Here is a 22170-nt window from a genome sequence, read left to right on the forward strand (position 1 = left end):
ATGAAAAAATTTTCTTTTGTTTTAGTCTGTATAGTAGCAATTGGATTTATTTTTATTTCAATGGAATATTTTAAAAACAACAAATATGACTTTTCTTTAAATTCTGAAAAAGGAATGTTAAGCTTAAAAGACTTCGCAGGAAAAAAATTAGTTATATATTTTGGCTATACATATTGTCCCGATATATGTCCCACGGAGTTAGCTTTAATTGGAAAAATTTTAAAAAAATTAGATATTAAAAATCAAACACATCTTTTATTTATATCTTTAGATCCAAGTAGAGATAATAATTTAACTCAATCTAATCAATGGGTGCAATATTTTTATCCAAATTCTACCGCTTTGATTGCACAAGATGAAAAAACACTTAAACAAATTACACAAAATTATGGTGTAATTTATCAAAAAATTCCTTTAAAAGATTCTGCCATGAAGTATTCTATAGCTCATAGTGGAGAATTTTATCTTATAGATGAAAAAGGAAAATTCTTCAAGACAATTAATGACATTAGCTATGAAAATTTCTACAATGAAATTAAACAATTTTTAGATAATTAAGCTTTATTCATTTCTCAAAGTATCTAAAATATTTACTTGAGTGGCTTTCTTAGCAGGATAATACGAAGATAAAACAATAATAATAATAGCACCTAAAATAGTTGCTAAAAAATCAACAATAGAAAGCTCTAATGGTAATTTACTCATACCATACACATCACTTGGCAAAGAAATAATATCAAAATTTCCTAATACATATAAAACTATTGCTGCTAAAATCATACCAACAACAATTCCACTCCCACCAATTAAAAATCCTAAAGAGAAAAAAGTTTTTTTAATCTCTATTTTACTTACACCTAAAGATAATAATAAAGCTATTTCATTGCGTCGATTCATAACTATCATAAGTAAAGAACTAACTATATTTAAACTTGCAACCAAAATAATAAGCATCAGTACTATAAAAAGTGCTCTTTTTTCCAAAGCTAAAGCTGCAAAAAAATTTCCATTTTGTTCCCACCATCCAACACTAATATATTTAGCTCCTACAAATTCTTCTATAAGTTTTACATCCTTAAAAGGATTTTTAGAATACACATGTAAGCCATCATAACTCCCTTGAGGATAAGATAAAATTTTTGCTAGGGATTTTATATCTGTATACATATATGCTTTATCATAAGCTAACAAGCCTGAAGAAAAAGAAGCTTTTACATCAAAACGTTTTATTTGTGGTATTAAAGATAAACCATTAGCATTTAAATTTGAAAAAATAAGTGTTAATTTATCGTCAAATGCAAGATTAAATTCGTTTTTTAAGCCATTTCCAATTAAGATTTCAAAATCTTGAATATCTTTGTTTTCCAATGCTGTATTGATAATCTCATTAATTTTTTTCTCATCCTCAAAATTTACACCAAATAATACCCCTCCTTCTAGTTTAAAATCATTTCTAGCTATCACTTGAGTACTAATATAAGGACTAAAAATTAAATTAGGAAATTTTAATCTTAATTCTTGTAATAATTTTTCATCAACATTTGTTCCAAAACGTGGTAAAATAGATATAGGATAGTTCATTGTAAAAAGTTTTCTTTCAAATTCCTTATCAAAACCATTCATTATAGCCATGGCCACTAAAAGAACACACAGACCAATACTCACACCTAAAAAAGCCAAAATTTTAGATAATGTTATAAATGGTTGATCTTTATCAAAACGCAAATATTTAAATAATAAATATCTAGGAATACTTTTCATCTTAACTCTATTTTTTATTTATTCTAACAATAAAACAATACAAATATTTTCATAAATCACTTTAAATAGTATACAAAAACACTATAGTCGTTAAATTCTACCATAAATCTAAGAGGCAAAATTCTGACATAAGTTTCACTCTGAGCTGAAGCAAAATTAGTATTTGTAAAATCTTTTACATCAATTTTAGCATTAAAAAAACAATCAATTAAATTACTTTTATGTAAATTTAAAAAATTAAATTTATCCAGTTTGGTCATTTTCTCTTCATCAACCATACCAAAATCATTCCGAGGTAAAGATATAAAATCTTTGTTACTATAAGGAATTTCACAAGCAAATTCAAGCTTTTTATTTTTACTTTTTGTCATTGCCATAGAAATAGTTTCATTTTGATGAAAGAGTATCAAATTTTTATTAGAAAGTTCTGCCCAAAATATAAATTCATCTTGAGCAATAACTTTAAAATATAAACAAATTAGTAAGCAAATAATTCTTTCCACTTGTCTGAATCAATTTTTAATTCTACATTAACTCTATAAAGTCCATCTTTGAAGTCTTGATCAACAACACTTGCATTTTTAATAAGACCATTTACTTGAGCTGTGATAGTTGAGCTTTTAAGCATAGCATCTTTTACTGTATCTTTACCATTAACTCTTACACCATATAACTTACTAGCTAATTGTCTATAAGCATCAGTAATAGCTGCTCTTTTAGCTAAAGCTAAAGCTTGACCTACAGAAACTGTATTCAATGGTGCTATACCCTCACCCACTGCAGTAAAAGTTAAATCATTGTCAGTATTTATATCATTTGCAAGCATTTTTTCTTCTCGAATGATACTACGAACATCATCTTTGTCTACTTTTTGAACTACAACATCACTTGAAGTAGCTGCATTAGTAGGAGCTTGATTTTTATTAGCACTCATATTCCTTTGATCTAAAGCACAAGCACTAAAACCTAGAGCTAAACAAAACATTAAAATAAGTTTTTTCATTTTAAACACCTTCAATTTATTTGATTTTTTAAAGATAGCAAAAAGCATTCCAAGAATTCTACTATTCTAAATTTAAATCTACATTAGTATCATTATCTAATTCATCCTCTTCTTCTTTAGGACACTTAGCAATGCTTACAACCTCATCATTTTCTACATTAACCACAATGACTCCACTTGTGTTCCTGCCTGCTTTTCTAATACTTTGCATATCCACACGAATCATTTTACCGCTACTTGTTAAAGCCATCAAATCCATACTTTCATCGACGATTACAACACTAATTAAATCTTTAGTTTTTGAAGTAAGCTTCATACAAATAACACCTTTACCTCCCCTGCTTTGCAATCGATATTCACCGGCATTAGTTCGTTTACCTATACCTTTTGCACTTATACTTAAAATTTCTTGCTCATTATTTTCAATTACAACCGCACCTACCAATTCATCGTCTTTTTCTTTGAATTTTATAGCAGTTACACCTCTACTAACACGACCAATCTCTCTTACTTTTGCTAATAAGAATTTAATACACATGCCTTTTTTAGTAACCGCAAAAAGCATTTTACCTTTTACATTTTCATCAATTTCTTCATCTAAAATTTCATTTTCATCATTTTGTAATTCTAATTTTTCATTTTCATCTCGCGTAACAATTATTGCTGTGACTAATTCATCATTTTCATCTAAATTAATCGCTTTTACCCCTACGCTTCTAATATTTTGATATTCACTTAAATTAGTACGTTTGATAATACCGTTTTTAGTGAAGAAGCATAATGATTTATTTTCGTCAAAATCAGTAGTTGGAATAATAGCCATAATTTTTTCATCTACTTGAAGATTGATAAGATTAACTACAGCTTTGCCTTTAGCTGTTCGACTACCTTCTGGAATTTTATAAACCTTAAGCCAATAAAGTTGACCACGATCTGTTACAAACATTAAAGTATCATGCGTATTAGCAGTAAAGAAATTTTCTATAAAATCATCATCGTAAGTAGTAACAGCAACTTTTCCCTTTCCACCACGTTTTTGTTTTTCATACTGCTTGCTAGGTACACGTTTAATATATCCACGATGTGTTATTGTAACTACCATATTTTCATTAGGTATTAAATCCTCAATATCAATGTCATCATAATCATCTTCAATTTGTGTAATTCTTGGAACATCAAATTTGGTTTTGATTTCCTTTAATTCATCTTTAATTAGATTTTCTAATAAAGTTTCACTTTTTAAAATTTGATCTAATCTTTCAATCTCAGCAAGTAATTCTTTTAATTCATTATCAATTTTTTCTCTTTCAAGTCCTGTCAAACGACCTAATTTCATATCCAAAATAGCATTTGATTGCAATTCACTAAGCCCAAATTTTTCCATCAGCAAATTTTTAGCTGTTGGATTATCAGGCGAATTTTTAATCAAAGCTATAACTTCATCAATATTATCAAGAGCGATTTTTAAACCTTCTAAAATATGTGCTCTTGCTCTTGCTTTTTGAAGTTCAAAAATAGTTCTTCTTATGATAACAGTTTTTCTATGATTTAAGAATAATTTCAACAATTCAATTAAAGAAAATATTTTTGGTTCTTTATTATGTATTGCAAGCATTATGACGCCAAAAGTGCTTTCCATGGTAGTTGATTTAAATAAATTATTTAAAACAATTTCACTCATAGCATCGCGCTTTAATTCAATCACAACACGAATACCTTCTCTATCACTCTCATCTCTAACTTCAGCAATACCTTCAATTTGTTTTTCTTTAGCTAGATCAGCAATTTGCTCAATCAGTCTTGCTTTATTAGTTTGATAGGGTAATTCATCAATTACAATTATATCTTTATTAGCTCTTTTTTCTATATGAGTTTTAGCGCGCACCTTTACTCTTCCACGCCCAGTTTTATAAGCTTCAATAATACCTTTTTTACCATAGATAATACCACCAGTTGGAAAATCTGGACCTTTAATAAACTGCATAATTTCTTCTAAAGAACATTCTTTGTTTTCAATTAAATAAAGCAAGCCATCAATAAGTTCATTTAAACTATGTGGTGGAATGTTAGTCGCCATACCTACGGCAATACCACTTGAGCCATTGAGTAATAAATTTGGAACCCTAGCAGGTAATACATCAGGTTCACTCATAGAATCATCATAATTTGGCACAAAATCAACAGTATCTTTGTCTATATCACGCAACAATTCTTCAGCCAAAATTGTCATTCTAGCTTCCGTATAACGCATAGCTGCTGCGCCATCTCCATCAATTGAACCAAAATTTCCTTGACCATCAACGCTTGGATAACGCATTGAAAAATCTTGTGCCATTCTTACTAAAGCATCATAAACAGCAACATCACCATGTGGATGATATTTACCGATAACATCCCCGACTATACGAGCTGATTTCTTATAAGCACTACGACTTCCAACACCTAAATCATTCATTGCATACAAAATTCTTCTATGAACAGGTTTTAGCCCGTCTCTTGCATCAGGTAACGCACGACCTATAATAACACTCATAGAATAATCTAAATAGCTACTTTTTATAGAACTTTCTATATCTATGTCTTCGATATCTGAATCTTTGGTAAACATATTTTCCATAAAAATCCTTGAAAATTAATCTTTGTATTTTAACAAATTATTCTTTTGCATTAGCTAAAACCAAAGCAAAAAGAACTTCGATATTATTTTTTTCTAAAATTTCTTTTGCCTGAAGCAAACTCAATCCTGTAGTTACCACATCATCAACTAAAATCACAGGGTATTTTGGAATTTTTTTGAGTTCATATAATCTTTTATTTGTCTTTCTAAATTCTAAAGTCTGTCCACTGTATTTTATATTTGACTTTGATTGTAAGGTATTAAACATAGGTTTTACAAATTTAGTTTTTAAATACTTAGCTAAAATAGCAGTATGAGAATAAGCACCATGGGTTTTATCATCAAGAGCAATAGCATTAATAAAACAAGAAGGTTGAAAAAAATCTTTAAATCTATAAAAACTTAATTTTGCAAGTGCATTTAAAATAAAATAACCATGAAATTTATGTTTGGAATACAATAGATGTTTAATATTTTCATATTGATAAAAATAATAAACTTTCAATTTTCCCTCAAGCTCTCTAATACCTAAAGAATATTCTAGCAATTCTTTTTGACAAGAATCACAAAAGCTTGTCAGGGAAAATTCATAACAACTAAAGCATCTCACAAAGAGCTTATAATATCTGCAGCTTTATTAGCCATTTGTTTGATAAGAAGTTGAGTATAAAAAGGCAATTCATTAACTTTATTAAAACCTCTGATTTCTTGCTTGGTTTTTATGCCAATTTTTTTATTATTGTTAATATTTTGAATTTCTAATTGACCCTTAATAGCAGAATAAAGAGAATTAGAATTAAATCTTGAATAAAAATCAGTAAAACTTAAATTAATTTTTAAAATATAAGGAGAATCTTGAACATTCTCTACAACCACAATACCTCTATTATGTAATTCTTGTTTTAAAAAAACATAAAAATAATAATTAAAATTCTCATCTATATAGTAACTAGTCTTTTCTGACATCGAAATCTTTTTGTTTTCATCTAAATCATAAATTCTATGAATATATACTTTCTTCAAAGAAGGACTTTTATCTACGGTTCTTTTGTTTGCACAGTATTTAAGTCCTACATCACTAACATAAGTTAAACCTTGAATTTTAGCTTCATAAGCTTTAGAATCCGAAGGATTATAACATTGTGTTTGAATTTTTACAACCTCATTTACCCTTATCACACCTTGATTTTTAGCACTATTTTTAGTGGCAACCGCACAAGCACTAAAAAATAAAGCTATTGCTAATAAAAATATTTTTTTTATCATTTTTCCATCCTTAAAAATTTTAAGTCATTAAATTTCACTGAACTTAACATTAGAGTTAATATAGCAAAAATTATACCAAAAAAATAAAATTATACTAAAACTACTTTTTTACACAATATTGATATTTTTTAATGAATAAAAATATTGTTTAATGAAAATCGTTTATAATTATGTTACGAAATTACAATTTTACATCAAGGGGGTCATTGTAATGAATTCAAATACAAAAACACTAATTGTTATAGCAAATTTAGTGCTTTTTATTGCTTTATTGTATTTCTCACCTTTTGGAGAAACAAAAGTAAATCAAGGATTATCTTTGCTCATATTCATTGCCATATTATGGTTAAGTGAAGCATTACATGTTACTATTACGGCCATTTTGGTACCTGTACTAGCTGTTATTTTAGGTTTACTACCTACTTCAAAAGCCTTAAATAATTTTGCAGATTCAAATATTTTTTTATTTTTCGGTGGTTTTGCTTTAGCTGCTGCAATGCATCATCAAAAACTAGATAAAATGATAGCGCATAAAATTCTTTCTCTAGCTAAAGGACATTTAGGATTATCAAGCTTGTATATTTTCATTACAACTGCATTTTTGTCAATGTGGATGAGTAATACAGCAACAGCAGCTATGATGCTTCCATTAGCCATTGGAATGTTAGCTTCTTTAGACGAAAATAAAGATAGAAATACTTATATTTTTGTTCTTTTAGGAATAGCCTTTAGTGCAAGCATTGGTGGTATAGGAACTATAGTAGGAACCCCGCCTAATGCCATAGTAGCAACACAACTTAAAATAAGTTTTGCTCAATGGTTACAATATGGAATTCCTATTGTTTTAGTCTTTTTACCTGCTATGATTTTAATATTATATTTTGTATTTAAACCTAGATTTAATACTAAAATTGATTCTCACACTGATTATGTAGAATTAAATAGACCAAGAATTATTACTTTAATTATATTTTTGGTGATTGCTTTAGCTTGGATATTTAGTAGCAAAATTGATCCTATTATAGAAAGTACATTTGGCTATAAAATAGCAAACCTTGATGCTATTATTGCTTTATTGGCTGCGGTTTTGGTGTGTGCATTCAAAGTAATTGATTGGAAAAGCATACAAAAAAATACAGATTGGGGTGTTTTAATGCTCTTTGGTGGAGGCATCACTTTAAGTGTAGTATTGAAAGATTCAGGAGCTAGTAAAGTTATGGCTGATACACTCATAGCATTTATAGAAAACGGAAATTTATTTATTATAAGCTTAATTGTAGCTTTTTTCATAGTGTTTTTAACAGAATTTACCTCTAACACTGCTTCAGCTGCTCTTTTAGTGCCTTTGTTTATTTCTATTGCAGAAACTTTAGGTGTGCCTGCTTTAGGACTTGCTTTAATTATAGGCATAGGTGCTTCTTGTGCATTTATGTTACCAGTAGCAACACCACCAAATGCTATAGTTTTTGGAACAGGTCATATTAAACAGCGAGAAATGATTAAAGTTGGAATTATTCTCAATATCTTTTGCTCGATAAGTATTGCTCTCATAGCTTACTTTTTCTGGCTTTAATCTTTTAGTCCAATCTTGGACTAAAAGATTAACTTATTATTTTACTCTTATAAGCAAAATATCCAAATAAACAAAGAAGAATGCTAATAAAAATAAAAAATATCAAAATTTCTTCAAAACTTTTAAAATAATCATATAAATAGCCTATAATAATAGACGAAGTAGAAGCTAATAAATATCCAAAACCTTGAGCAAAAGAAGAAAGTTTTGCCGCTATGAAGTGATTTTTACTTTTATGCGCAATAAAAAATAATGCTATAGTAAAAGCTCCTCCCCATGGAATACTCATCAAACATACACCAATTACTACTATATATTTATCAACACTTAATACAATAATAAAAAATGATAAAACATATAAAAAACACAAACCTACTACGTAAAATAATTTGAATTTTTCTTTAATTTTTCCAAATAATAATGGCGTTAAAAATGCTACAGGAAGTCCTATAATCTGTGCTAACAAAATCAAATTTGTACTAGCTTCTATGCTAAATCCTTTGGATTTTATAATTAAAGCAAGCCAAGCAAATAAACTATATGCTAAAAAACTTTGCGTCCCCATAAATAATGTAATTTTCCAAGCTGTTGTGTTTTTAAATAAATGAATTTTATTATACTGCTTTTGTTTTTTTCTAAAAAATCTTTTATTTTTAATTTGAGGATAATAAACCAGCAAAGCCAACACAGCAAAAATACCCCAAAAAAACAAAGCATATTTAACACCAAAAGCATAAACTAAAGGCAAAGATAAGGCAATTCCAGCCATAGAAGAAATTCCAAGCATCATTCCATAAATACCCATCATTTTAGTAACATTGTCAGGAAATTTTTGCTTTATCAAACTAGGAACTAAAACATTTGCTATAGCAATACCACAACCCAAAAGGAAAGTGCCTAAAAACAAACCATTAATCCCAGTATAACTTCTTACTAATTCACCAATAGCTATTAAGCAAATTCCACCTAACATGGCTCGCAATGGCGAAAAATACCCCACAAAAAAAGATAAAAATCCAAATGTAAATAAAGGCAAAGAATTTACAATGCCTATTAAAGTATAATTTATATCAAAATATTCTTTAATCATCTCAGCCATAGGTCCTAAAGCAGTTATAGGAGCTCTAAGATTAAAAGCAACAACAATAACAATAAATAAATTTAAATAATAAATCCTTTTATAAGCTTTATCCATCATCACAACCTATTTTATGGATTTAATATATTTTTGCATTCATTAATATAATGTCTTAAATTCTTTTGATGCACAAATGCTTCTCTCATACATACCCCTGCTATATCTAAATCTTGAAATTTATTAATATTTTGTAAGTTTATACCACCTATAGCATAAAGCGGAATTTTACTTATCATTAACAACTCTTTCATGAGCTCAAGCCCATAAGGAGGCAAATCAATTTTACAAGAACTATCAAAAATATGACCTACAAAAGCATAATTTACCTTATACATCATAGCTTCGTATAATTCTTCTTTAGAGTGTATTGAAGTTCCTAAAATATGAAAATACTTATATAATCTTGGATTATTTCTAAGCAAATTCAAAGGTGCATGAAAAAATTTATGATTAAGTTTTAAACTTATTCTGTCAAAATTATGTAATACGCAATTTGTATTATTTTTTTTACAAATTTTTAAAACCTCTTTTGCCAAATCATAATATTCTACATCGCTTAAATGTTTTTCTCTAAGTACTAGAGTATCAATTTTTGCTTTTGTTAGTTTTTCAATATAAATCAAAAAATCTTCGTTTAAAATTTGACTATCACTAATAGCGATAATTTTTTTAGCCCACATAAATACTATCACTCATTATAGCTTGCAAATTTCGCTCTTTTAACATATGTAAAATATCTTGTACACCCCTGCCATCAGTTATTTGAAACTGATCATCTCCTGTTTTTTCTCCCGAGTGTTCCCCTATACCCACACTCACTCCAGCACTTATTTTAGTCGCACCAAGTTTTAACACCTCATCTCTAAAACCCGCTCTTTCACGACTTGAGATAGTCAAGCCTGCATAAGGAAGAAAAATCCTATAAGCACAAAGTACCTGTAAAAGGCGTTTTTCGCTGACATCTTTGGGATGAATTTTAGCATTGTTAATAATAGGCCTTAAACGAGGCACAGACAAGGATAGCTCAGCTTGAGGATAAAGCTGCTGCAGATAATAAGCATGAAGTAAAGTAGCTAGGGCATCTTTTCTAAAATCATCAAGTCCTAACAAAGCCCCAAAAGCAACCCCTCTCATGCCTGCTTTTAAAGCTCTTTCTTGGCCATTAAAACGATAGTAAAAATCACTCTTTTCCCCACTTAGATGGAATTTTTTATAACTTTGCGCATTATAAGTTTCTTGAAAAATGGTTACATAATCACAGCCATTTTCATGCAAAAGCTCATATTCTGCTATTTCCATAGGATAAACCTCAACTCCTACAACCTTAAAATACTGCCTTGCTATTTTACAGGCCTTTGCTATATAAGCAACACTTGCATACTCCCTACCCTCACCTGTTAGCATAATAAGTTCTTGCAAGCCACTTTTTGCTATAGCTTGCATTTCAGCATGAATTTGTGCTTCATTGAGCTTAGAACGCGCGATTTTATTACCCTTTTGAAAACCACAATAGGTGCACTTGCTATTGCAATAATTTGAAAGATAAAGCGGGGTAAATAAAGAAACTCCATTGCCAAAATACTTAAGCCTTATCTTGCTTGCTTTAAAAGCTAGCTCTTCTATGAATTCCTCAGCCGCACTTGAAAGTAAAGCCTTTAAATGTCTTATGTTCAAAGTCCTTGCATCAAGAGCCTGTCTTACATCATCAAAGCCAAAATCTTCATCATGATAGTTTTCAAGCTCTTTTGTGATTTTATTTAAAATGGCATTATCTTGCATATTTTTTAATCTCTTAAAAAACCTGTCAAAGGTGAGCTAGCTCTTGGACTTTCATTAACACTAGCAAGTCCTGCTAAATAAGCATTGCGTCCTGCCTCTACAGCCAAAGAAAAAGCCTTAGCCATTTGCGTGATATTTTGTGCTTGAGCTAAGGCAGTATTAACCATTACAGCACTTGCTCCCATTTGCATAGCCTCGCAAGCTTGAGCAGGACTTCCAAGCCCAGCATCAACGATAATGGGTAAGTTTATTTCATCTAATAAAATTTGTATAAATTCCTTAGCACATAAACCCTTATTTGTCCCTATAGGTGCAGCTAAAGGCATAATAGCAGCCGCTCCAGCATCTTGCATAGCCCTAGCAGCATATAAATCAGCACTCATATAAGGCAAAGGTGTAAAACCTTCTTTTGCCAATAACTCTACTGCCTTGATAGTTTCGTAATTATCAGGCAAAAGATATTTACTATCTCTTATAACTTCTATTTTTATAAGCTCACTACCGCAAAGTTCTCTAGCAAGCCTTGCTATACGCAAAGCTTCATCAGCATTTCTAGCTCCTGAGGTGTTAGGCAAAAGAGTGATATCTTTAGGGATAAAATCAAGGATATTTTCAAGTCCATTTGTATTAACACGCCTTAGCGCTAAAGTAACAATTTGAGCATTAGCTTCTTTAATAGCAGCTTGTATTAATTCTAAAGAATACTTACCTGAACCCAAAATAAAGCGTGAGTTAAATTCAAATTTTCCTATTTTTAAATTATCTTGCATTTTATTCCCTTTGTGCTAAAAGTTCTAAAACTAAATTAGCTTGATGTCCCGCACAAATATTTACACGTGGTGCCATAAGTCCAGATCCTGGTTTTGCTTCACTTTTTAAATCTCCACACACATAAAAATTCTTAGCAATTTTTTTAGTTTGTATGGAATTACTATCTCCATACCCTGCAAGTCCAGATCCACAAATTAAAATTTTATCAAAATATTTATGAAAATTTTGTGCCAAAATAGCTTTATATTTAGCACTATCAAAAGCCTCGCAAACTATATCATCATCTATAAAAAGCTGAGCTATATTTTCTTTTTCTATTTTAAGATTTTGAGAAAATACTTCTATAAAAGGATTAATTTTACTAATTTGTTCTTTTAAGGCATCACTTTTAAATTTACCTAAATCTTCTACCATATAAGCTTGACGATTCAAATTACTAGGTTCAACCACATCAAAATCTATCAAGTGAAGTCTTCCAACTCCACTTCTTGCTAAATTTATAGCTATATGCGAGCCAAGTCCCCCAAGACCACAAATTGCAACACTTGCTTTTTTTAATTTATCGTGAAGTTTTGGAGTATGGCGTGCTCTCATCATAGCATCAAGTGCATCTTTTGGAGGCATAATATTTTTTTCTATACAAAAAAGCTCATCATTCTCATTTAAATTTAAATTTTCCTTAGTAGCAAAGCCATTCACTATCCACACATCATTTTCATTTTTACTTATACTTTGAAAAAACTCTAAGCTAGTTTTGAACTTTGTCTCAAGTTCTTTGCCATTAAATTTAATTCTCATCAGCCACCTCCTACAAAAGTTACAATCTCTGCTTTATCATTTTCTTTTAAAATTAAAGCTTCAAATTCATCCTTTGGGATAATTTTTCCATTTAATTCCAAAGCGATAAATTCTATTTTTAGCTTCTTTTCTTTCACATAGTCCATAAACTTAAGTTCTTTTAACTCAAGTTTTTGTCCATTAATAATCATTTAAAACCTTTTGAATTCTTATAGTTTCTTTTATAACCTTGCATATTTTTAACAAATGTTCTAATTCTTCTTTAGAGCATTCATAATCATTGCGGTATTTTAGCCATTGTTTTATGACTTGATAACCACCTATAGTAAATTGCCAAATTTCATCATTGATATTTTTTATAGCTAAATCTTCATTTAAAATGATTTTATTTTCTACAAAACGATCTTTTTCTTGGTATTTTTTGATCTTGAAATTTGCTCTTTTATCTTCTTTTAAAAAGATAAAATCTATATCATCATCTAAATTTTCTTTAAATAAATGCAAATTCACAAGCTCTTTACCAAATTTAACAAATTCATTAAAAGTATTTTTATCTACTTCAAAATTTATCCTAGCAAAGCCTGTTTTTAAATACTCTAAGTATTTTGTTCTATATTTTGGATCATATAAACTTGCATAGATAAAATACAAAATTTCCTCAGGGCTTTTATCTTTTAAAACCTTATGATTTTCTTTGTAGGCTAAAAATTCATTTGTGAAATTTGGAATTTTTTCATCATTTTCATCATGAAGATAAAGTGGTACTATATAAGCATTTTCACTTGTTTTGGAGCTTATAATGCCTCTTTCTGCTATATTGTTTAAAATAAAAGTATGTGCATAATAATTACTATTTAATACCTTAGAAAAACAAAGTCCTAAATTTTCTTTATCTATAAAATGTTGCATAACTTCATATCTAGGATAAGCTATAAAACTTTTTGACTCATTAGTATAAAAAGTCCATCTTATATCAAATGGACGATAAGCTATACATTTTATTTTTCCAAGATTATTTTTTGCAGCATTAATGGAGTTAGAAATTTTCCAATCTCTTGAGTCTTCTAAATCATATTTTTTTATTAAATCAATACTATTTAAATTTTTAAAATCATTTAAAACATTTTCCATACTTTGTTTGTTTAGTTGTATAGCTATATTATCTTTTTGAGTTTCTATACCACTATTATAATTTAAAAATATAGCCTTTTTATCACCTAAAGCTTTATCACTTGCTAAAGCCCAAAAATTTTCATATTCTTCATTTTCAAATTCTTTTTTGATAAACCAAAAATAAGGCTCATCTAAGCTTAATTCTTGCCATTTGATAGCATTTAAACCATTTTGTTTGATCTCATCTAAAAGAGCGAATTTTTCTTTTCGTAAAAAGATATTATTTTCACTTGTAGAATAATAAAATACTTTAGCACCATCACTTGGCTTGTCTTTATGCTTTACAAATAAACTTACACAAACGCCTATTTTTATATCAAAAACATTTTCATCGTTTTTAGCATCTTTATCGCTTCCGTGTAAATTTAATATATAAATTTCATCAAAACTTTTATATAAACTTTTTCTCATTTTTCTATGAGTTTTTCCATTTAAAAAAGAATTGTTGGTGATAAATCCCATTAAGCCTGTATTGTTTTCAAAGATATTAGCTCTTTTTTGCTCTAATAATTTCCACTGCGCAAAACGCATAAATTTAATGTAATCATCATCTAAATTTATCTTTGTTTCATTTAAGCCTTGTTTGTAAGTTTGCAAAAGCTCCAATATTTCTTTGCCTTTGTTTTTGCTTTTTGCATTATAAGGAGGATTTCCTAAAATCACAAGTAAATTTTTATCGTGCTTAACATCTCTTGCTTTTTTCCACTCTGTATCTAAATTTTCCAAAGGCATAAACATATCAAAATTTGCATTTTTTTCTAAGTCTAAAGTATTATTAAGAAAAATTTGAAAATCAGCTTCGCTAAAATCCTTAAAGCCATTTTTTCTTAAAATTTGCCCTAGTTTTAATCTTGCTACGATATAAGGCACAAAAGAAAGCTCAAAGCCATAAATATCTTTTAAAAATTTATTTTTTATAGCTTCATTTTTAAAAACTTCACTTTCTTTGGAAATAATTTTTTCAAAAACACTGGCTAAGAAGCTTCCTGTGCCTGTCGCAAAATCAAGCACTTTTACACTCTCATCATTAAAGCCTTTATTTTTACCAAATTTAGTTTTTAAAAGCTCATCAAGAGATGAAACTATCATATCTACAATACTTTTTGGGGTATAAAAAACACCACCTTCTTTACGCTTTTGCGTAGCTCTTAAATCATCATAAGCTTTTAAAAAATCTTCATACAAATATATACTTATGCTTTCTAAATCTTGATTTAAAATACCACAAAGGGCGATTTTATCTATCAAAGATAGAGTTTTTTTGATATTTTCTAAAGTATATTTAATATCTTGCGGCAAAGAAAAAGATGGCACAGCAAAATACACAAATTCACTTAAGGTTCTAAAAGTGCTAGGCAAAAATGAAATAAAATTTTCTATAGGGATTTTTTCTAAATCATAATCATCATTTTCTATATAAGAAACAAAAATTCCATACACTATAGCTTGAGCTAAAATATCACAAAATTCTTCATCTTTCAAATCTATCTTTTCTATACTTTCAAAAGTATCTTTTGTTTTTTGAAAGAATCTTCTAAAAGAAGAATTTACATCACTTTCATCAAAAGAAATTTTTAAAGCACTACTAAGATAAAAGCTTTGCGTACTTAAAACTTTTATTAGTTCTTGTTTTGACTTAATGGTGGTGCTATTGTCATCAAAATAAGCTTTTAAAAGGTTTTTAAATATACTTATATTTTCTTCTTTTAAATTTAAACTATCATCGAGTAAATTGATATCAAAAACAACTTTTTCAAAAGAAAAAAGCATAAAGCGTTTGTAATTTGTAAAAATGATATTAGGTGAAATTTGCAAATATTTGCTAAGTTGATTTCCTTTTAAATGTAAATTTAAATCTACATCTAAATTTTTACACTCTATAAAGCCTATTAAATGATTATAACTTAACTCTTTTTCTTTATCTATGAGTTTATAGGTTTTAAAATCAGGTCTTATAGAACCTTGTCCTTTTTCACTTTTTGGCTCATGGATAATTTTTATCTCTTTGGGTTTTAGCTCATTAAGCAAATTTTCAAAACAAGTTCTAAAGCTGTGTTCATTATAATTTTTTGCCCCAAAAATTACTTGAATTTCACTTGTATATTTTTTAAATATATCCATATTTTTCCTAGTTAAAATTCTCTAGTAAATCTTTAAAAACTAAATATAATTTTTCAAGCTCTTCTATACTCACTCTTTCATCAACTGCGTGAATTGTGTCATTACAAACTCCAAATTCTACTACTTTAACTCCAAACTCAGCAAAATATCTTGCATCGCTTGTGCCTCCTTTAGTATTAAATTCTGGCACTACAGAAGTAATTTTTTGCACACTTTCGTTTAATTTTTGCACAATTTTGCTATTTGCATCAGTTAAAAATGGTTTAGAGCTTTGATTTAAAGAAAACTCATAATCAAGCCCTTCGCAAATTTTTTCTATATAATTTTGTACATCTTCTAAACTAGTTTGTAAAGAATTGCGAATATTAAACATAATTTTCAATTCGCTAGGTGTTACATTTGTCACTTCCATTCCAGCTCTTATATCTGTAATAACTATTTTTGATGGCAAAAAAGCCTCATCTCCTGGATCTAAATCAAATCCAGCTAAAAACTTTAAAGACGCAGCAAAATTATGCACAGGGTTAGTACATTTTTGCGGATAAGCTACATGTCCTTGTTTACCTTTAATACGCAAAATACCATTAATTGATCCGCGACGACCTATTTTAATACTATCTCCAAATTTTTTATCACAAGTTGGTTCAGCTACTACTGCAAAATCTGGTAAAAGATCTTTTTCTTGCATAAATTTAAGTACCTCTAAAGTGCCATATTTTGCTTCACCTTCTTCATCGCTCGTAAGAATAATGCTTAGCCTTGAACCTTTAAAATCAGCATCTTTAATTGCATTAACAAAGGCTGCTACGCCACTTTTCATATCTTGAGCCCCTCTTGCGTAAATAAAGCCATCTTTTTCTAAAGGAATAAAAGGATCATTACTCCAACCATCTCCTGGTGGCACAACATCAACATGCCCTCCAAAAGCTAAATGCTCGCCAACATCACTAAATTTTTTAGTAAGCAAAAGATTTTTTACCCCTTCTTTTTCTATAAAAAAAGCCTCAAAATCGCTAAGCTCCACTGCGATATAATTTAATGCGCCATCATCATCTGGAGTAATAGACTTAAATTTAGTTAATTCTTTTAAAAAATTTACTACTTGCATAATGTTTTATCCTATAAATGCTTTGTATAATAAAGAAAGAGCAAAATACTCTAAAATAATTGCTGAAAAGAAATTAATATAAAAAATATGTTTATTTTTTACTAAAGTTTTAAATTTAGACACAAAAAAAGCTAAAGCAAAGATCCAAAAAATAATAAAACCTACCAATCCGCAAAGCAAAGCAAAAGAATTTTCACTCTGCACACTAAGTCCTGCTACACTCACCCAAAAACCTATCACATAAGGATTTGTTAGATTAAGAAAAAATCCTTTAGCAAAGCCTTTTATCGGGTGAGTTTTATAAATTTGATTTAAATTAATTTTTTTTGTATTTTTAAGCATTAAAAACACCATAAAACTTAAAAATAAAAAACCAAAAATAGCTAATATTTTATGAAAAATTTCATTATCTATAAAGTTTAAAACTCCAAAATTAATCAAAATTAAAAATAATATATCAGCATTTAAGGCTCCAAAACCTATATAAAAAGCACTTTTAAAAGATGATAAAGCCGTATTTAAAATCAAAATATTTACAGGTCCAAAGGGAACTGACACTGCCATACCTAAAATTAGACCATTTAAAAAAATTTCTAACATATATTTTATATTTTCCTTGATTTAAATTTAACTAAATCTTAAACTAAAAATTGATTTGATTAAAAGTTATTTTGTGATGATTATACTATCTAAAATATCATTGAAGTAATATTAATTTAAAAAAAAGATTAAATGTATAAAGTGGTAACAAAAATCAAATAAAAAAAACGATTTTATAAATTAAAAATTAATAGAAATCTTTTTTAAGATTATATTTGTATTATTTGTAAAGTATCTAATAAAAATAAAAAGGAGTTTGTTTTATGAATAGTTTAAAAACAAAAATTATAGCAGTTCTTTCAATAGCATTATTTGTAATTTTTACATTTTTTGGAGTATTTAGTTATCTTGATAGTGTTAATATCTTTCAACAAAAATCAAATGAAAGTCGGGAGTTTGCCTTGCAATCTGTATTAACTTATACAAATAATTATTTAGACAGAGAAAAACAAGTTTTAATAGAAGCAGCAAACACACTACAACTTGATCCTAATATTTATCAAAGTTCAAGAATATATAGTTTTATTCAAAATATAGCCAGATCTTCTGGATTTTATAATTTTTATTTTACTTATGTTGATAGTGGTGATTTGATTATCAGTAGTAAATCAAATAATTATGCCGATGCAGTAATTTTACTAAATCCAGATGGAACCAAATTTAATCCAAAAGATAGAATTTGGTTTAAACAAACTATACAGGAAAAAAATACAGTAATTACAAAACCATTTGTTGATGTTGTTAGCAATGCTTTAACCTTAGGATTTTCACAACCTGTCTTTGACTCAAAAAATAAACTTATAGGTATTATTTCTGGAGATTTACCCTTAGATGTTTTTAGCAATGCTATTAATAAATTTAAATTTTCACAATCGGCTAGAGTTCTTGTTTTTGAAGATTTATTTTATGTAACACCTGGAAAATATATTTTAGATGAGGCTGGAAAACCTTTTATTAAAGCTTTAAAAGATGGATATGAAATACATAAAGATAAAGCTTTTAAATACCACTCTTCCTTAGATAATGATGAAAGGCTCGCAACTTGTGGGATAAGCAATATAGGTTGGAATATTTGTTTGACAAATTCTTATAATGACTACACAAAAGAATTAAAATATATTGCTGTTAAAAATTTTATATGGTTTTTAATAGGTTTTGTTATATTGCTAAGTATAATCTACCTTACTATATCTTATCTACTCACTCCATTAAAAGATTTGAAATCTAATTTAGCAAATTTTTTCAGATATCTTAATTATGAAGAAAAGAAATATTCACCTATTATTATTAAAACTCAAGATGAATTTAAGCAAATGGCTAATTATATCGATGAGAATATAAACGAAATACAAAAATTAAGAGATCAAGAACATGCCATACAAGAAGATATTAACACGATAGCTAATGAAGCAAAAGAAGGTCGATTTGGAAAAATGTTGATTTTTAAATCAAAAAATCCTAGTCTTAATACACTCAAAACTTCCATTAATGAAATGAGTGCAACATTATGTGAAACCATTACTACAGATCTTTCTAGAATTTTAGAAACATTCAAACAAGTAGAAAAAGAAAATTTTAAAGTGCAAATTACAACTCCTGTTGGTATAGAAAAAGATGTTAATACCCTCATACATAATATAGCCAAGATGCTAGTTACCTCAAAAGAGCTAGCCGATGCTTTAAACATTCATAGTCAAAATCTTAATGATTCAATCATGCAATTAGAACAAAGCTCACAACAACAAGTAAAATCTTTAGGTTCCATATCAAGCGCTGTAGAACAAATAGCAAATTCAATGACTCATATGAATCAAAGAGGAGAAAATATTATACAACAAAGTGAGGATATTACAAAAATAGTTAGTGTCATAAAAGAAATAGCCGAACAAACCAATCTTTTAGCTTTAAATGCAGCTATTGAAGCAGCTCGTGCTGGAGAGAACATGGACGCGGCTTTGCAGTTGTCGCTGATGAAGTTAGAAATTTAGCTGAAAGAACACAAAAAAGTCTTGATGAAATTGATGCAAATACCAATTTACTTACCCAATCTATCAATGAAATCGTAGGTTCAATCGCAGAGCAATCTAAAGGCATAAATCATATCAATGAAAGAATTTCAGAATTAGAACTTAATACTCAAACCAATCTTGATATTTCTCTTTCTACTTCTAAAATTAGTAATAATGTTTCAAAAATAGCTAACGAAATTTTAGAAGATGTTAACAAAAAAGAATTCTAATGAGATTTACTCTCATTAGAAAATCAAAGCTTAACTACCTTAGCGCCAAATCCACCTTGATTAAATGGCGCATCGCTAAAACTTTTTACGCTTTTATGAGCTTTTAAAAATTCTCTCACCGCAAAAGCTAATTTTCCTGTGCCTATGCCATGATACACCACAACCTCATCAAAACCAGCTATAAGTGCATCTGAAATAAACTTATCAAGCCTTTCTATAGCCTCATCGCTTCTAAGTCCATGTAAATCTAAAGTCATATTTAAAGTATTTGGACGTGTTATATTTATACTTGATTTTACCTTTTGTGTAGGAATTTGATTACTCTTTTTAAGAAGTTTTAGCGGTACACGCAAACTCAGCCCATCACTTTGAATCATTACATCATTTTTTGAAATAGCTGTAATTTTTCCTTTAATTTTTTCGTATTTTACAAAATCTCCTACTCTAAATTCTTCGTTTTGTTCCATACTCGGTAGAATAATACTTTTTTTAAATTCATTTGCTTTATTTAAACTTCTTTGTTTTTCTTTAGTATCTTTAAGACTAATGGTTTTTTTAGCTTCTTGTATGGCTTGATGATATTTAAATTCTAAATTCGAAATAAGTTTTTTAAATTCTTGTTCATTTTTTTCTTTTTGATCTTTAAGTGAAAGTAAAATTTCATCAACTTTAACTTCTTTCATTTCAAGTTCCTGACTTTTCTTACGCAAGCTAAGCTCTAAATTAATATTTTTACTTACCATTTCTTCTAAATTCTCTTTATCTTCTCCATAAAGTTTTTTAGCATTTTGTACTAAATTAGCACTTATTCCATATCTTAAAGCTGTTTCAAAAGCATAAGATTTACCTATAGTACCTTTTAAAAACTCATATTTTGGCCTTGAAAGCTCTTCATCATACAAAGCTGCTAAAAGTTCTACTTGTGAATTTTTAGCCAAAAGCATAGCAAGACGCTTATGATGAGTGGTAATTATAATTTTATTATCATGCTTAATTAAATGCGTAATTAACTCATTATATAAACATGCAGCTTCCTCAAAATCTGTTCCAAGCTCTATTTCATCTATACCTAGTAAAATATTTTTTTTATTAAAAAGTTTAGAAAAATGCAACATTCTTCCTGCAAAAGTAGAAATATCATTTTTTACATTTTGAGGATCTTCTAAAATTGCATCAAATTCTTTAAAATTTCCTATCTGACTTTTTTGAGCATTAATCTTCATAGGAAGCAAGTATTTAGCAAGTAAAGCAGCGCTTAAAATACCTTTTAAAAGCATCGATTTACCGCCTGCATTAACCCCTGTAATAATCAATACCTTTTGAGAAAAATTTACATCCACACTCTTTGCATTTTTTAAAGCTGGGTGTGCAAAATTATATAATTTTAAATTACTAGAATTATCTGTTAAAACAAATTCAAAATCATTTTTCTTAGCCATCAAAACCCTAGCGCTATAATGATCAAATAAATCAAAAGCTTGATTAATAAATTTTAAAAACATCAAATTTTTATAAAAAATTAAACTAATTTTTTTAGCATATTCATAAAAAATTTCTTCTTTTGCATCTTTTATCTCATCAATTTGACTTTGAATTTTTTCTACACTTAAAGGTACTACATAAAAACCACCACTGCTACTTCTACCTATAATTTTAGCTTTTAAAGCATGGTTAAATCCACCACGCAAAAGTAAAGCTTCCATACCATTTATGAGATGAACTTGAGTATCTATTAAATACGCACTAAGATTTTTTGTATAAGTAAGTTTTTTAAATTCAGCCACCAAGCTTTCTTTTTTCATTTTTAGTGCTAAATTTAAATTAATAAGTCTCTCATCAATACTTTCTTTAATTTCACCTTTTTCATCAAAATATTCTATAAATTCTATAATGCTTTGTGGAATTTCTATTTTTAAAAGCCATTCTCTTAAACTTTCATCGAATTTTAAACCTTTTAAATAATTAAAATACATACAAATTTTTATAAATTCAAAGCTTTGATTTAAATGTAAAATTCCTTGTTTGCTAAGATGAGTTAATGCAGTATTTAAATTCCCAATTATTGGCGGTGGAGTAAAATCTATCAAACAAAGTTCATTAATCCTTTTAAAATGAAGCTTGCTATCGCCTTGCAAAAATATCTCTTTATCTCTAGCAAATAAATTTTTAAAGTCTTTTATATAAATATCTAGATCAAGTTTTTTAAAAAATTGCTCTTGCATT

The 22170-nt window shown here is 28.3% G+C and carries 18 protein-coding genes and 2 pseudogenes; 4 read left to right on the forward strand and 16 right to left on the reverse strand.

From position 1 onward, the window contains the following. Entirely contained in the window at window positions 1–558 is a 558-nt protein-coding gene (locus CINS_RS05465) for a cytochrome oxidase biogenesis protein, Sco1/SenC/PrrC family (protein WP_039650535.1), read from the forward strand. Between the two features lie 3 nt (window positions 559–561). Here CINS_RS05465 and CINS_RS05470 read toward each other — a convergent pair whose 3' ends face one another. From CINS_RS05470 to mapA, 6 genes are all read right to left on the reverse strand, one after another. Continuing rightward, entirely contained in the window at window positions 562–1761 is a 1200-nt protein-coding gene (locus tag CINS_RS05470) for an ABC transporter permease (RefSeq protein WP_039650537.1), read from the reverse strand. Window positions 1762–1817: 56 nt separating this feature from the next. Further along, the gene (locus tag CINS_RS05475; RefSeq protein WP_039650539.1) at window positions 1818–2264 is read right to left on the reverse strand and encodes a hypothetical protein; all 447 of its coding nucleotides are present in this window, start codon (window positions 2262–2264) and stop codon (window positions 1818–1820) included. Beyond that, window positions 2240–2764: an LPP20 family lipoprotein gene (locus tag CINS_RS05480; RefSeq protein WP_039650541.1), complete on the reverse strand. Its 525-nt coding sequence runs from the start codon at window positions 2762–2764 to the stop codon at window positions 2240–2242. The genes CINS_RS05475 and CINS_RS05480 overlap by 25 nt, the downstream gene beginning before the upstream one ends. Before the next feature lie 61 nt (window positions 2765–2825). Next, entirely contained in the window at window positions 2826–5381 is a 2556-nt protein-coding gene (gene gyrA / locus CINS_RS05485; RefSeq protein ID WP_039650543.1) for a DNA gyrase subunit A, read from the reverse strand. 37 nt (window positions 5382–5418) lie between these two features. After that, window positions 5419–5991 (reverse strand): ComF family protein, encoded by a 573-nt coding sequence (locus CINS_RS05490; protein WP_039650545.1) that lies wholly within the window; start codon window positions 5989–5991, stop codon window positions 5419–5421. Further along, complete coding sequence (gene mapA / locus CINS_RS05495) at window positions 5988–6647, reverse strand: outer membrane lipoprotein MapA (RefSeq protein WP_039650547.1); 660 nt, start codon at window positions 6645–6647, stop codon at window positions 5988–5990. The genes CINS_RS05490 and mapA overlap by 4 nt, the downstream gene beginning before the upstream one ends. A 211-nt stretch (window positions 6648–6858) precedes the next feature. Here mapA and CINS_RS05500 point away from each other — a divergent pair, with 211 nt between their 5' ends. Then, window positions 6859–8220 (forward strand): SLC13 family permease, encoded by a 1362-nt coding sequence (locus CINS_RS05500; protein WP_039650549.1) that lies wholly within the window; start codon window positions 6859–6861, stop codon window positions 8218–8220. Window positions 8221–8248: 28 nt separating this feature from the next. On the opposite strand, the gene CINS_RS05505 is transcribed toward CINS_RS05500, so the two are convergent. Genes CINS_RS05505 through CINS_RS05545 form a run of 9 tightly spaced genes read right to left on the reverse strand, consistent with a single transcriptional unit; the run spans window position 8249 to window position 17708 of the window. Next, the gene (locus CINS_RS05505) at window positions 8249–9415 is read right to left on the reverse strand and encodes an MFS transporter (RefSeq protein ID WP_039650551.1); all 1167 of its coding nucleotides are present in this window, start codon (window positions 9413–9415) and stop codon (window positions 8249–8251) included. A 14-nt stretch (window positions 9416–9429) separates the two neighbouring features. Next, window positions 9430–10038 (reverse strand): thiamine phosphate synthase, encoded by a 609-nt coding sequence (locus tag CINS_RS05510; RefSeq protein ID WP_039650553.1) that lies wholly within the window; start codon window positions 10036–10038, stop codon window positions 9430–9432. Next, complete coding sequence (thiH, locus tag CINS_RS05515) at window positions 10028–11137, reverse strand: 2-iminoacetate synthase ThiH (protein WP_039650555.1); 1110 nt, start codon at window positions 11135–11137, stop codon at window positions 10028–10030. Before thiH ends, CINS_RS05510 begins: the two co-directional genes overlap by 11 nt. Window positions 11138–11142: 5 nt before the next feature. Beyond that, window positions 11143–11907, reverse strand: coding sequence for a thiazole synthase (locus tag CINS_RS05520; protein WP_039650557.1), 765 nt, complete (start codon window positions 11905–11907; stop codon window positions 11143–11145). A 1-nt stretch (window position 11908) separates the two neighbouring features. Continuing rightward, a complete protein-coding gene (gene thiF / locus CINS_RS05525; protein WP_126437493.1) occupies window positions 11909–12709 on the reverse strand; it encodes a thiamine biosynthesis protein ThiF in 801 nt (266 codons plus the stop codon). Next, window positions 12706–12897 (reverse strand): sulfur carrier protein ThiS, encoded by a 192-nt coding sequence (gene thiS / locus CINS_RS05530; RefSeq protein ID WP_039650560.1) that lies wholly within the window; start codon window positions 12895–12897, stop codon window positions 12706–12708. Before thiS ends, thiF begins: the two co-directional genes overlap by 4 nt. Then, complete coding sequence (locus tag CINS_RS05535; RefSeq protein WP_039650561.1) at window positions 12887–16000, reverse strand: DNA methyltransferase/helicase; 3114 nt, start codon at window positions 15998–16000, stop codon at window positions 12887–12889. The genes thiS and CINS_RS05535 overlap by 11 nt, the downstream gene beginning before the upstream one ends. Window positions 16001–16007: 7 nt before the next feature. Next, window positions 16008–17108, reverse strand: coding sequence for a succinyl-diaminopimelate desuccinylase (gene dapE, locus CINS_RS05540; protein WP_039650564.1), 1101 nt, complete (start codon window positions 17106–17108; stop codon window positions 16008–16010). A 6-nt stretch (window positions 17109–17114) separates the two neighbouring features. Then, complete coding sequence (locus tag CINS_RS05545) at window positions 17115–17708, reverse strand: LysE family transporter (protein ID WP_039650567.1); 594 nt, start codon at window positions 17706–17708, stop codon at window positions 17115–17117. 263 nt (window positions 17709–17971) lie between these two features. On the opposite strand from CINS_RS05545, the pseudogene CINS_RS08000 reads away from it, so the two are divergent. Together CINS_RS08000 and CINS_RS08085 are read left to right on the forward strand one after the other, a co-directional pair. Then, window positions 17972–19585: pseudogene (locus CINS_RS08000) on the forward strand (methyl-accepting chemotaxis protein); the annotation flags it as partial. After that, window positions 19577–19947, forward strand: a pseudogene (locus CINS_RS08085) (methyl-accepting chemotaxis protein); the annotation flags it as partial. The pseudogenes CINS_RS08000 and CINS_RS08085, both read left to right, overlap by 9 nt. A 23-nt stretch (window positions 19948–19970) precedes the next feature. Here the strand turns inward: CINS_RS08085 and CINS_RS05555 are convergent. Continuing rightward, a complete protein-coding gene (locus CINS_RS05555) occupies window positions 19971–22169 on the reverse strand; it encodes an endonuclease MutS2 (RefSeq protein WP_039650569.1) in 2199 nt (732 codons plus the stop codon). Window position 22170: the final 1 nt, after the last annotated feature.

Origin of the sequence: Campylobacter insulaenigrae NCTC 12927 (genome assembly GCF_000816185.1) — a bacterium.
GTDB classification, from domain to species: domain Bacteria; phylum Campylobacterota; class Campylobacteria; order Campylobacterales; family Campylobacteraceae; genus Campylobacter_D; species Campylobacter_D insulaenigrae.